We start from the raw sequence: 12,908 nt of genomic DNA, 5'->3' as shown, positions 1-12,908 counted from the left end.
CGCGGTGATGGTTAACTGCAAGATCATCTGGCAAGAACGCAGCGCCGGTGATGGTTAGCTGCAAGATCATCTGGCAAGAACGCAGCGCCGCCAACGATCACCGCGTGGACGGGGAACCCGTCCACCCTACGGCATTGCTGCGCATTGTGCTTAAAACTTGTAACCCACCGCCAGCACGATCGCCACCGGATCCAGTTTCATGAACTGGGTCTGGCCGGTCGAGAAGTGCACGTCGGTGCGCAGGCGCGTCTTGATGACCGTTGCGTCGGCGAACCAGCGCTCGTCGAAGTTCATCGCGATACCCACTTGCGCGCTGTAGGTCAGCTTGTTGTCGATCTTGAAGGTGGTCGGCACGTCGCTGCCAGGATTGGTGATCGAGGTCAGCTTGCCGTTACCGCGTTCCTTCATGAAGTACGCATAGGTCGGGCCCACGCCGATGAACGGACGGAAAGCCGCGGTCGGCGCGAAGAAGCGGTACTGGAAGAACGCGGTCGGCGGCAGCGCCTCGACCGTGCCCACCGAACCCACGCCGGTGATCGCGCCCGCACCGTAGATCTGGTGCTTGTATGGCGTGCCGAGGGCGCCCTCGACCGACAGGTTGTCGGTGAAGCTGTACGACAGGATGACCACTGGCTGCATGTCGTTGCCGACGTCGGCCTTGGTGCCTGGCAGTGCCGGCGCGCTGATGTCACCGCTTTCGACCTTCGGCATCAGGCGGTTGAAACCGACCTTGGCGGTGATCTGGCCGGCCGATTGCGCCGATGCGCCGGTGGCGAACGCCAGTGCGGCAGCGACACCCGCAACCTTGGCGATACTGCTAAAACGAACTTTCATGACTTCTCCTGATAGATGTGTGAGGGCCCGCCGCCAGGGCAGGCCCGCCGCTCGTTGCTGAGAACCTGCTTACAGCCAGCCCTTGATAGCCATGTCCTTGAAGACGTAGCGGGCGATAAGGTCGTTCTCGAACGGGGTCGGATGGATCCCGTCGGCGAACATGTAGCGGCTCACATCACCTGCCACCGTGTTGTTGGCGGTGCAGATCAGCGAGGTCCCACCCAGCGCGTTGTTGGCGCACGCCGGGGTGCTGGTGTTGGTCAAGCCATACGGGCCAGGATTTTTCACCTGGTCGTTGCTGACCGAGTACAGATCGGAGTACAGCACGCGCGCATCGTCGGCGCCCAGGCCGGCCTTGAGCTGTGTGTTGAAGGCATTGACCATCGCGGCGACCAGCGACTGGATTGCAGCCGGACGCGATTTCGCGGTCGGCGTGCTGGCCACGTCAGGCAGGTTGGCAACGATCACGTACTTCGCGCCCTTGGCCAGCAGTTCGTTCTTGACCAGGCCAGCCATCTGCGCACCGGCGGTGCCCAGCGCCGTCACCATCGCCGTGGCGTTGGCAGTAGCGTAAGCGCCGGCGGCGGTGTTGCCGGCAGCGGTGCCGTCCGCTTGCGCGGCGGTCACGAGCGGACCGTACACGGCAGGTGCAGCAACCGCCGAATTGCCCGGCTGGGTGGCGGCAGCGCGCACGGCGGCAGCGACCAGCGTTGCATCGGTCTTGCCTGGGCGGGCATTCTCGGTGGCGATCGCGGCCAGGATTGCCTGGGTGGCGGCTTGCGGGTTGGTGGCGGTGGCGCCCAGGCGGGTGGCCAGGGCGCCGGCGAAGGCTTGTGCACCGGCGGCGGTGCCGGCGCTGGTCACGGCTGCCAGTTGCATCAGCACATCATTGCCGCCCGACAGGACCGTCACGAGCTCGGTGCCGGTGAACTTGTTGCCAGACCGGGCCAGGTGGTTCGCGATCTGGGTAACCATCGGGGTGGTCATTTCGCCGATCGGCGAGCCGGTCGCAGCATTGCCCGGGCCGATCGGGTTGACCACGCGCGAACCGCCCTGGGCGTAGTTGAAGCAATTCGGGTTATTGACGATCGGAACCGAGAAGCCAAGCGATGCGTCGCCTTGCAGGCCGGTCTGCGCAGCGCATGGCGCCGGCAGTTTCAGCTGGGCAGCCATGAAGTCGAGCCAGATCTTGCCGTTCAGGTCTTCGCTCTTGGCAGTGCTGTCACCGTTGATGGTGAATTTGCCGCCACCAGCTGCCGCCACGGCGCCGACGCGGTAGGTACCGACGTCCGACAGGCTGTCGCCGAACGAGACCTGCTTGGTGAACGTGACCTTGGTCGCCTGGTCGCCGCCTGCCGGGCTCGTGCCGCCGCCGCACGCGGACAGCAGCGCTGCCGTCAGCACGGCCAGCGCAAATTTGGTTTGACGCATTGTGTCTCCTGAGTTGAATTTTTTTCTAAACGAACGCTCGTGCTATTCGCTGCCTGCTTACTATGCCAGCGTTCATTACCCATGTATAGCAAAATCCATTGCTTAATGGCCGTTGCGATACGTACCTATCAGATGCGATGGGTCTGGCTGTCGGGGTCGGATTATAACCAGCCTTTACTCGGCAGAAAGTGGGGAATTTGTAACGGGTGGGGCGGCAAGTTGCGGCGTACTTACGCCCCATCAATCGATTCGTTGACGTGAATTAAACGTTTGGGCGATTGTTGAGCAATCCGTGGACGATGCCCGTCGATCCATGCGCAGCGCGGCGCAGGCGATCGTTGACGCCCAGCCACTCGCCCTGCTGTGGCGGGGATTCGACCAGGATGACGTTAGCGCCCTGCCCGTCCATTGCGCGCAGCGCGGCGTACAGCGCGTGGGCGAATCCTGCAGGCTGGGGCGGCAGGCGCTGCGCGGCGTGGGTTTCCGGCATGGTGCTGACGTGGATCAGCGCGACCTTGCGCCCGGCCGCGTGCAGCTGTTCGATCGTCTCGAGCAGCACCGCGCGCTCCTGCATCGCCACCGGCGTGTGCGGCGCGTAATGCGATTCAAGGGTACCCGAGGCGCGCGGCGCGGCTGCATCGGCTGCGGCCGGCATGCGGTCGATCACGGCCGCGATCGCCTCGGCGCTGATGTGGCCAGGGCGCAGCAGCACGGGGCCGAGCGTGGCCAGGCGCGACAGGTCGACGATGGTCGACTCGATGCCGACCTGCGACGCTCCGCCATCGAGCACCATCGCCACCGTGTCGTCCATCGCGAATTCGTCGACGACGTGATCGGCCAGGGTTGGGCTGACGTGCCCGAACTTGTTGGCCGACGGCGCGGCAATGCCGCCCTTGCCGCCCTTGAACGCGCGCAGCAGCGCCAGCGCCACCGGGTGCGACGGGCAGCGCAGGCCAACCGTGTCCTGGCCACCACTGACAGCATCGGGGATATTCGGCGCGCGTTTCAGGATCATCGTCAGCGGGCCGGGCCAGAAGGCCGCGGCCAGCGCGCCAGCCTCTGGCGGGATGTCGCAGGCCCAGTAATCGAGCGGGGCTTCCGGCGCCAGGTGCACGATCACGGGATGGTCTTGCGGCCGGCCCTTGGCAGCGTAGATGGCGGCCACTGCGGCCGGGTTCTCGGCGTCGGCGCCCAGGCCGTACACGGTCTCGGTCGGGAACGCGACCAGCTCACCCGCTTCGAGCAGGCGGGCGGCGGTGTCAATGACCGACTGGTCGATCTGCAGGTCGGTCATGATCAGGGTGCGATGCCGAGGATGGCGCAGGCGGCGCGCAGATTGGCCTGCGCTTCGTCCAGTGTGGGCGCAACGAAGGTCACGTGGCCCATCTTGCGGGCGCGGCGCGGATCGTCCTTACCGTACAGGTGCAGGTTGGCGCCGGGCAGCGCCAGCACGCGGTCCCAGGCCGGTTCGCGCGTCTTGTCAGTGTCACCGTCAAACCAGACGTCGCCCAGGATATTGAGCATGACGCTCGGCGAATGCTGGCGCACGTCGCCCAGCGGCAGGCGCGCCATCGCGCGCACCTGCTGCGCGAACTGGCTCGTGATGCAGGCATCTAACGTGTAGTGACCGCTGTTGTGCGGGCGCGGCGCCATCTCGTTGACGACCAGCGTGCCGTCGTCAAGCACGAAGAACTCGATGCACAGCACGCCGACGTAACCCAGCTGGTCAACGATGGCGCGCGCCGCATCCTGGGCCTGACGCGCGCATGCCGGCGACACGTTCGGGCCCGGCACGGTGGTGGTAAACAGAATGCCGTCACGATGCACGTTTTCGGCGATCGGGTACACGACCGAGGCGCCGTCATGGCCGCGCGCGGTCAGCACCGACACTTCATAGGCCAGCGGCAGCATCTTTTCGAGCATGCAGGTCACGCCGTTCATGTCGTCAAACGCCGCGCGCACGTCGTCGCGCGTGCGCACGCGCACCTGGCCCTTGCCGTCGTAACCCATGCGCACGGTTTTCAGGATGCCCGGCAGCAGGTCGTCACCGATGGCGTCGATGTCGGCGTGCGAGGCGATCGTCTTGTGCGGCGCCGGCATCACCTTCGAGGTTGGCGCGCACTCGACAAAGAAACGCTTTTCGGCGATGCGGTCCTGGGCAATCGACACGCACGACGCACCCGGTGCAACAAAGCTGCCTTCGGCCAGCAGTTGCAGGCTGTCGGCCGGGACGTTCTCGAACTCGGTCGTCACGGCGGCGCACAGCGCGCGCAGTTCGGCCAGCGCCGCCGCATCGTCGTAGTTGCCTTCGATGGTGCGATCGGCAACCTGCCCGGCCGGGCAATCGGTGCTTGGTTCGAGCACGGCAACCTGGTAGCCCATGCTTTGCGCGGCATGCGCGAACATGCGGCCAAGCTGGCCGCCGCCCATCACGCCGAGCCAGGTGGACGGATCGGCCGATGGAAGAATTGGAGAAGTCTGCAGCGCTTGGGTCATCGGATCAAACAGGTAAGGTCATGGCCTGGGCCGCGGCAGTCTGGTCGCGGCGGAACTGCTCCAGCTTGTCGGCCAGCGCCTCGTCATTGGCAGCCAGGATCGCCACGGCGGTCAAGGCTGCGTTGGCGGCGCCCGCTTCACCGATGGCGAACGTCGCCACCGGCACGCCTTTGGGCATCTGCACGATCGACAACAGCGAATCTTCGCCACGCAGATACTTCGATGGCACGGGCACGCCCAGCACCGGCACGATGGTCTTGGCGGCCACCATGCCAGGCAGGTGCGCCGCGCCGCCGGCGCCGGCGATGATCGCGCGCAGGCCGCGCGCGCGGGCTGTCTCGGCGTAGGTGAACATTTCGTCCGGCATGCGGTGGGCCGAAATCACCGACGCTTCGAACGGCACGCCGAACTGCTTCAGGATCGCGACCGCGTTCTGCATCACGTCCCAGTCGGACGACGAGCCCATGATGACGCCGACGAGCGGCTTGGATTGCTCGGTCATCACTTATGCCTTCAGCTTTTCGCCGGTCAGGCGTTCGATGGCCTCGAAATACTTGGCCTGGGTTTTGTCGATGACGTCCTGCGGCAGGTTCGGCGCCGGTGCGGTCTTTGGCCACTCGGTCAGCGTTTCGAGATAGTCGCGCACGAACTGCTTGTCGAACGACGGCGGCGACATGCCCGGCGCGTACGAGTCGGCTGGCCAGAAGCGCGACGAATCGGCGGTCAGCACTTCGTCCATCAGGTGCAGCACGTTGTTGTCGTCCAGGCCGAATTCGAACTTGGTGTCGGCGATGATGATGCCGCGCGTGGCCGCGTATTCGGCAGCGGTCGTGTAGAGCTTGATGCTGATGTCGCGCATTTTGGCGGCCAGCTCGGCGCCAATTTTTTCTTCCATTTGGGCGAACGAGATGTTTTCGTCGTGCTCGCCCAGGTCGGCCTTGGCGGCCGGCGTGAAGATCGGCTCCGGCAGCTTTTCAGCCTGCTGAAGACCGGCTGGCAGCGCGATGCCGCAGATGGCGCCGCTGTGCTGATAATCCTTCCAGCCCGAACCGATGATGTAGCCGCGCACGACGGCTTCGACCATGATCGGTTTCAGGCGCTTGGCCACGACCGCGCGGCCGGTTACCTGCTCGACCTCGTTCGGCGCGACCACGCTTTCGGGCGCAACGCCGGTCAGGTGGTTCGGCACGATGTGGCCAAGCTTCTCGAACCAGAAATCGCTCATCTGGTTCAGTACCTTGCCCTTGCCGGGAATCGGCTCGTTCATGACCACGTCGAAGGCCGACAGGCGGTCGGTGGTGACGATCAGGATCTTGTCGTCGCCAACGGCGTAGTTATCGCGCACCTTGCCGTGACCGAGCAGTGGCAGGGACTGAATGGAGGATTGGTAGAGGCTGTTCATAGATGGGGTATCAGGAAAGCGGAACCGGCGGAACGGGCCGCCGGTTGTGAAAGTCAGGCGGTAAAGCCTGGTCAATGCGATATTTTACGTCAAAAGCTGGTGCAGGCGGCCTATCACAGGGCGATGCAGCCAACGATCAGACGTAGGGTGGACGGCTACGCCGTCCACGCGGTGATGGTTGGCGTCAACATCATCCGGCGCAAAACCGGAGACGCGCACGATCACCACGTCAGCGGCAACGCCGCCAACCCACAGAGCCGTTCGAGATTTATTGAACGATCTGCGCCAGCTCGCCGGCCTTGTAGCGCTCGGCCATCTTGTCCAGCGGGATCGGCTTGATCTTGTCAGCCTGGCCTTCGCAGCCGAACGACAGGAAGCGCGCCTTGCACACGTCCATTGCCGCTTCGCGCGCCGGCTTCAGGTAGTCGCGTGGATCGAACTTCGACGGATTCTGGAACATGTACTTGCGAATCGCTGCCGTCATCGCCAGGCGAATGTCGGTGTCAATGTTGATCTTGCGAACACCGTGCTTGATGCCCTCCTGGATCTCTTCGACCGGCACGCCGTAGGTCTCTTTCATGTCGCCGCCAAATTCGCGGATGATCGCCAGCAGCTCTTGCGGCACCGACGACGAACCGTGCATCACCAGGTGGGTGTTCGGGATGCGTGCGTGGATTTCCTTGATGCGGTCGATCGCCAGGATATCGCCGGTTGGCTTGCGCGTGAACTTGTACGCGCCGTGCGAGGTACCGATGGCGATTGCCAGCGCATCGCACCCGGTGCGCTTGACGAAGTCGGCGGCCTGGTCGACGTCGGTCAGCAGCTGCTCGCGGGTCATGGCGCCGTCGGCGCCGTGGCCGTCTTCCTTGTCGCCCATCATCGTTTCGAGCGAACCGAGCACGCCCAGTTCGGCTTCGACGGTCACGCCGATCGAGTGCGCAAACTTGACGACTTCTTGCGAGACAGCGACGTTGTATTCATAGCTGGCGACGCTCTTGCCATCGGCCTCGAGCGAACCGTCCATCATCACCGACGAGAAACCCGAACGGATCGCGGCCATGCAGACGGCCGGCGACTGGCCGTGATCCTGGTGCATGACGACCGGGATGTGCGGATACGCTTCGACCGCAGCGTCGATCAGGTGACGCAGGAAGGCTTCGCCCGCGTACTTGCGCGCGCCGGCCGAGGCCTGCATGATCACCGGGCTGTTGACAGCGTCGGCGGCAGCCATGATGGCCTGCACCTGTTCGAGGTTGTTGACGTTAAATGCCGGCAGGCCGTAGCCGTTTTCGGCGGCGTGGTCCAGCAACTGACGCAGTGATACGAGTGCCATGGTAGTACTCCAAAACAATAAAGAAACTTGTCGGGAAGTGGCGCGCGCCGAGCGCGGCATGCCGAACTACCGGCATGCCGTGAACGCATCAGGCGCGGCGCCCCATCCCGTTAATCATATTCGCCCACACGCACGATCTTGAGCGCATTGGTGCCGCCGGCCTCGCCCATCGGCGAACCCCACGTCACGACGATCAGGTCGCCCTTGCGCACGTAACCTTCGTTCATCAACAGCTCTTCGGCCTTGCGCAGCACGGCGTGGCTGCCGCCTTCCTGCTCGAGGTGGAAGGCGCGCACGTTGCGGTACAGCGAAGCCTTGCGCTCGGTGGTCTTGAGCGGAGTCAGCGCCAGGATCGGCGTGTCGATGCTGTGACGGCTCATCCACAACGCGGTCGAGCCCGATTCAGTCAGCGCCACGATCGCCTTGACGCGCAGGTGGTGCGCGGTAAACAGCGTACCGTACGCGATGGTCTGGTCGATGCGCGTGAACTGTTTGTTGAGGAAGTCGACGTCGACCTTGTTGTATTCGGACATCTCGGCTTCGAGGCAGACCGCCGCCATCATCTCGACGGTTTCGATCGGGTACTTGCCCGATGCAGTCTCGGCCGAGGTCATGACAGCGTCGGTGCCATCGAGTACGGCGTTGGCGACGTCCGACACTTCGGCGCGGGTCGGCACGGCGTTGACGATCATCGACTCCATCATCTGGGTCGCCGTGATGGCCAGCTTGTTCGAATCGCGCGCCATGCGGATCATGCGCTTTTGCAGCGCCGGCACGGCGGCGTTGCCCACTTCGACGGCCAGGTCGCCACGGGCGACCATGATGCCGTCCGACGCATCCAGAATCTCTTGCAGCAGCGGAATCGCTTCGGCGCGCTCGATCTTGGCGATCATCATCGGCTTGTGGCCGTATGGCTCGCCGGCGATATTGGCCAGCTGGCGCGCCATTTCCATGTCGGTTGCGCTTTTCGGGAACGAAATGGCCAGGTAGTCGGCCTGGAAGCTCATCGCGGTCTTGATGTCTTCCATGTCCTTCGACGTCAGGGCCGGCGCGGTCAGGCCGCCGCCCTGGCGGTTGATGCCCTTGTTGTTCGACAGCTCGCCGCCCACTTTGACGGTGGTGCAGATTTCGTGGCCCGCGACGCGGTCGACGATCAGCACGATCAGGCCGTCGTTGAGCAGCAGTCTGTCGCCCGGCTTGACGTCGCGCGGCAGCGCCTTGTAGTCGAGGCCCACGCGCTCCTGGTTGCCCAGTTCACCGTTCTCGCCCCACTTGGCGTCCAGGATGAACCGGTCGCCATTGTTCAGGAAGATTTTGCCTTCTTCAAACTTGCCGACGCGGATCTTCGGACCCTGCATGTCGGCCATGATGGCCACTTCACGGCCGCACTCGGCGGCGGCGCGGCGTACCAAGGTGGCCCGGTCGATGTGATCCTGGGCCTTCCCGTGCGAAAAATTCAGGCGTACGACGTCGACGCCGGCGCGGATCATTTTGACGAGAATATCGAAGTCGGTCGATGCTGGGCCGATGGTTGCGACGATCTTGGTGCCACGGTACATGAAGTGTCCTTGTAAAAAACAAAGCGCAGCCACGGCTGCGCTAGGGTCTCATTTATGCTGCAGACTGCGCGCTGCGTTGCAGCAGGATATCCACCGCTGGCAGCGTTTTTCCTTCCAGGAATTCCAGGAAGGCGCCACCGCCGGTCGAGATGTAGCCGATCTGATCGGCAATTTTGTATTTTGCGATCGCGGCCAGGGTGTCGCCGCCACCGGCGATCGAGAAGCCCCTGGAACCTGCGATGGCCAGCGCCAGGGTCTTGGTACCCTCGGCAAACTGGTCGAATTCGAACACGCCGACCGGACCGTTCCAGACGATCGTGCCAGCCGTGGCAACCTGCTCTGCCAGCATGGCGGCGGTCTGCGGGCCGATGTCGAGGATCATGTCGTCGTCTTGTACGTCAGCCACCAGCTTGACGGTGGCGGCGGCCGTTGGCGCGAATTCCTTGGCGCACACGACGTCGACGGGAATCGGCACTTGCGCGCCGCGCGCGGCCATCTTGTCGATGATGGCCTTGGCTTCGTTCACCAGGTCGTTTTCAACGAGCGACTTGCCGATGTTCAGGCCGACGGCCTTCATGAACGTGTTGGCGATGCCGCCGCCGACGATCAGGTTATCGACCTTGTCGGCCAGGCTTTGCAGGATGGTGAGCTTGCTCGAGACTTTCGAGCCGGCGACGATCGCCAGCAGCGGACGCTGCGGCTGACCGAGGGCCTTACCCAGCGCGTCGAGTTCAGCGGCCAGCAGCGGACCTGCCGCGACGATTGGTGCAAACTTGGCGATGCCGTGCGTGGTGGCTTCGGCGCGGTGCGCGGTGCCGAACGCGTCGTTGACGTACACATCGCACAGCTTGGCCATTTTCTGGGCCAGTTCGTCGTTGTTTTTCTTTTCGCCCGCATTCACGCGGCAGTTTTCCAGCAACACAACCGAACCCGGCGCGACATCGACGCCGTCGACCCAGTTTTGCTTGAGTTCGACCGGCTGGCCGAGCAGCTCGGACAGGCGCGCGGCGACCGGCGCCAGGCTGTCTTCCGGCTTGAACGCGCCTTCGGTCGGCCGACCGAGGTGCGACGTCACCATCACCGCCGCGCCCGCCTTGATGGCGGCCTGGATCGCCGGCACCGAAGCGCGAATGCGCGTGTCTTCGGTGATATTGCCAGCGTCATCTTGTGGCACATTCAGGTCGGCGCGAATGAAGACGCGCTTGCCCTGCAGGGCGTTCTGATCGATCAGGTCTTGCAAACGGGTGAAACGGCGGGAAGCGTCCATTGGTCAGCGTGGCAATAGTGAAAAAACGTCATTGTACATTAGCCAGGGGCGCCAAAAACGTGCAGGACGCGCAGTGCGGTAAACACAAGCATGCCGAATAAAATCGTCAGCAACATGTTACGGCGCCACACATAGAACGCAAACGCGGCCAACCCCGCCAGCAGCTTCGGATTGGCCAGCGTGAACTGCAGCCCACCCTGCGGATCGATCAGAAAATCGGGGCCGATGATGGCCGCCAGCGCGCAGGCGGGCGCATAGCGCAGCATTTCCTGCACCCGTGGCGGAATCGATACGCGGTGCCCGATCATCCAGAACGAACTGCGCGTGGCGGCCGTGGCCACGCACAGCACGCCAATCACGACCCAGATTTCCCAATCAGCCACGGCGCGCCTTTATCTTGTCCATTGTTTCTTCGATGACCATCGCCGTCACCATCCCGACCAGCACCGCCAGCAGCAAGCCCAGCTTGTAAGGCAACTCATAGGCCAGCACCGAGACCGTGCCCGCCACCAGCACGCCGCACAAGGCGGCGCGGTTGATCATCAGGGGCACCATGATGCAGAGGATGGCCAGCGTGCCGGCAAAACCCAGGCCCCACTCGGCTGGCACGGTGCTGCCCAGGAACACTCCGATCACCGAACCAATTTGCCACGCGCCCCAGTTCGGGAACATCAAGCCCTTCAGGTACGACAGCTTGCCCACCGCCGGCGTCGGACTCGGATATTTCTGCAAGAACAAGGCCACAGAAATATCGCCCGAGATATAGCCGAGATACAGGCGCTGACGCCACGGCAGGTGGGCAAAGTGTGGCGCCAGCAGCGCCGAAAAGATCACGAAGCGCAAATTGACGACCAGCGCCGTGGCGAAGATCACCCAGATCGGCGCCTGCGCGGCGATCAGCGGCAGCGACGCCAGTTGCGCCGAGCCGGCGAACACCAGCAGCGTCATGCCGAGCGCCTGCGGCACGGACAGCCCGCTCTTGACCATGGCGATGCCCACCACCAGGCCCCAGGCGGCGATGCCGAACAGCGTCGGCAGGCCGGTCTTGAAACCGTCACGGAATGCGTCGCGATCGGGCGCGTCGCCAATCGTGACCGGGAGCTGGCCAGCCGGCTCGCCCGCGTTCACGGACATGGAAGTGTGGCGTTCGTGCAACTTCCCAGCAGCGAAATGACGGCTGGGACGACAGCGGCGGTCTGGAAACAGAGGGGCATGAAACGCATGGAATGGGTCGTGGCCTCTTGAGAAAGGGCACTTGGGCTCAATATGTTGAGCGCATTATTTTACGGTCATTTCGACAATAGAGCGAATCCGTTAGAATCCTGTCTTTGCCCACCTGCCAGACGGAGACACCAGATGACCCAAAAGACGATGCCAATCGTGGAACTCACGGCGAAAGACTTGCCGGCGCACTGCCCGAATCCGGCCATGCCGCTGTGGTCGTCGCACCCGCGCATCTTCCTCGATTTCGACCACCACGGCGAGGCGAAGTGCCCGTACTGCGGTACCGGCTACCGCCTGGCGCCAGGCACGGTGCTCAAGAACCACTGATCTTTCGGGGCGTACGCGACTGCGCGCGCCCCTCTCCTCACTTCTTCATGCCCTACCGCGCACCACGCTGGCTGCCTGGCGGCCATCTCCAGACCATCTACCCGGCGACCTGCATCGCCAAGCCGCCCGTTGCCTACCGCCGCGAGCGCTGGACGAGTGCGGACGGTGACTTTGTCGACCTTGATTTTGTCGATGGTCAGCCGGGCCAGCCGCTGGTGGTGCTGTTTCACGGCCTGGAAGGCTCGTCCGACAGCCATTACGCACGGGCGCTGATGGCAGCCCTGGCCGCGCGCGGCTGGTCGGGCGTGGTGCCGCATTTTCGCGGCTGCTCGGGCGAGCCGAATCTGGCGCCCCGCTTCTATCACTCGGGCGACGCCGCAGAAGTCGAGTGGATCGTGCGCTCGTTGCGCGCGCGGCATGACGGCGTGTTCTACGCAGCTGGCGTATCGCTGGGCGGCAACGCGCTGCTGCGCTGGCTGGGCGAATCGGGCCATGGCGCATCGATTGTCGATGCGGCGTGCGCGGTGTCGGCCCCGCTCGACCTGGCGCGCGGCGGCGCAGCGCTGTCGTCGGGTTTCAACATGATTTACACCCGGATGTTCCTGCAGACGCTCAAGCCCAAATGCCTGGCCAAGCTTGATCAGTTTCCGGGCCTGTTCGACCGCGCCGCGCTGCTCGCCGCGCGCGACCTGTACGCGTTCGACAATGTGGTAACCGCGCCGCTGCACGGTTACCGCGACACCGATGACTACTGGCACCGCGCCAGCGCGCGCCACGTGCTGGACGCCATCACCGTGCCGACTCTGGTGCTCAATGCACGCAACGATCCGTTCCTGCCGGGGATGTATTTACCGGCGACGGCATCGGCTGCGGTGACACTTGAGTATCCGGCCACGGGTGGGCATGTGGGCTTTCCGACCGGACCGTTTCCGGGGCGGATCGACTGGCTGGCGCAGCGCATCCTGCAGCATTTCGATGGCGTAGCGGGCACCCGCGCGCTGACCGGCGCCGAACTGTGCGATGCTGGCTGACACT

The 12,908-nt window shown here is 64.1% G+C and carries 13 protein-coding genes; 2 read left to right on the top strand and 11 right to left on the bottom strand.

The annotated features are described in order from the left end of the window. Window positions 1–150: 150 nt before the first annotated feature. The 11 genes from AC56LV_RS23985 to AC56LV_RS23935 all read right to left on the bottom strand — a co-directional run bounded on the left by AC56LV_RS23985 (window position 151) and on the right by AC56LV_RS23935 (window position 11,456). Window positions 151–834, bottom strand: coding sequence for an OmpW/AlkL family protein (locus AC56LV_RS23985; RefSeq protein WP_499455764.1), 684 nt, complete (start codon window positions 832–834; stop codon window positions 151–153). 69 nt (window positions 835–903) lie between these two features. Further along, on the bottom strand, window positions 904–2,265 hold the full coding sequence (locus AC56LV_RS23980) for an SGNH/GDSL hydrolase family protein (protein ID WP_499561403.1): 1,362 nt from the start codon (window positions 2,263–2,265) through the stop codon (window positions 904–906). A 262-nt stretch (window positions 2,266–2,527) separates the two neighbouring features. Beyond that, the gene (locus AC56LV_RS23975; RefSeq protein ID WP_499561401.1) at window positions 2,528–3,559 is read right to left on the bottom strand and encodes an L-threonylcarbamoyladenylate synthase; all 1,032 of its coding nucleotides are present in this window, start codon (window positions 3,557–3,559) and stop codon (window positions 2,528–2,530) included. A 2-nt stretch (window positions 3,560–3,561) separates the two neighbouring features. Then, window positions 3,562–4,761 carry a 5-(carboxyamino)imidazole ribonucleotide synthase gene (locus tag AC56LV_RS23970; RefSeq protein WP_499561399.1) on the bottom strand — a complete coding sequence of 400 codons (1,200 nt, stop codon included), beginning with the start codon at window positions 4,759–4,761 and terminating at the stop codon, window positions 3,562–3,564. A 4-nt stretch (window positions 4,762–4,765) separates the two neighbouring features. Continuing rightward, window positions 4,766–5,263 carry a 5-(carboxyamino)imidazole ribonucleotide mutase gene (gene purE, locus AC56LV_RS23965; RefSeq protein WP_332532801.1) on the bottom strand — a complete coding sequence of 166 codons (498 nt, stop codon included), beginning with the start codon at window positions 5,261–5,263 and terminating at the stop codon, window positions 4,766–4,768. Between the two features lie 3 nt (window positions 5,264–5,266). Continuing rightward, window positions 5,267–6,163 (bottom strand): phosphoribosylaminoimidazolesuccinocarboxamide synthase, encoded by an 897-nt coding sequence (locus tag AC56LV_RS23960; RefSeq protein WP_499561397.1) that lies wholly within the window; start codon window positions 6,161–6,163, stop codon window positions 5,267–5,269. 268 nt (window positions 6,164–6,431) lie between these two features. Continuing rightward, window positions 6,432–7,496, bottom strand: coding sequence for a class II fructose-bisphosphate aldolase (fba, locus tag AC56LV_RS23955; protein WP_499561395.1), 1,065 nt, complete (start codon window positions 7,494–7,496; stop codon window positions 6,432–6,434). Between the two features lie 110 nt (window positions 7,497–7,606). After that, a complete protein-coding gene (pyk, locus tag AC56LV_RS23950; RefSeq protein WP_183556143.1) occupies window positions 7,607–9,055 on the bottom strand; it encodes a pyruvate kinase in 1,449 nt (482 codons plus the stop codon). 52 nt (window positions 9,056–9,107) lie between these two features. Next, window positions 9,108–10,322, bottom strand: a complete 1,215-nt coding sequence (locus tag AC56LV_RS23945; protein WP_499561393.1) for a phosphoglycerate kinase — start codon at window positions 10,320–10,322, stop codon at window positions 9,108–9,110. Window positions 10,323–10,360: 38 nt separating this feature from the next. Next, complete coding sequence (locus AC56LV_RS23940; protein ID WP_499561391.1) at window positions 10,361–10,705, bottom strand: AzlD domain-containing protein; 345 nt, start codon at window positions 10,703–10,705, stop codon at window positions 10,361–10,363. Then, window positions 10,698–11,456 (bottom strand): AzlC family ABC transporter permease, encoded by a 759-nt coding sequence (locus tag AC56LV_RS23935; RefSeq protein WP_183556140.1) that lies wholly within the window; start codon window positions 11,454–11,456, stop codon window positions 10,698–10,700. Before AC56LV_RS23935 ends, AC56LV_RS23940 begins: the two co-directional genes overlap by 8 nt. 222 nt (window positions 11,457–11,678) lie before the next feature. Here AC56LV_RS23935 and AC56LV_RS23930 point away from each other — a divergent pair, with 222 nt between their 5' ends. Both AC56LV_RS23930 and AC56LV_RS23925 read left to right on the top strand, forming a co-directional pair. Continuing rightward, complete coding sequence (locus AC56LV_RS23930) at window positions 11,679–11,873, top strand: zinc-finger domain-containing protein (RefSeq protein ID WP_499561389.1); 195 nt, start codon at window positions 11,679–11,681, stop codon at window positions 11,871–11,873. A gap of 47 nt (window positions 11,874–11,920) precedes the next feature. Then, window positions 11,921–12,904 carry a YheT family hydrolase gene (locus tag AC56LV_RS23925; RefSeq protein ID WP_499561387.1) on the top strand — a complete coding sequence of 328 codons (984 nt, stop codon included), beginning with the start codon at window positions 11,921–11,923 and terminating at the stop codon, window positions 12,902–12,904. The last annotated feature ends 4 nt before the right edge of the window (window positions 12,905–12,908 follow it).

It is taken from the genome of Telluria sp. RB2R28 (assembly GCF_059685835.1).
Note: the sequence above shows the minus strand (reverse complement) of the source record. Positions and strands in the feature narration are given on the sequence as shown.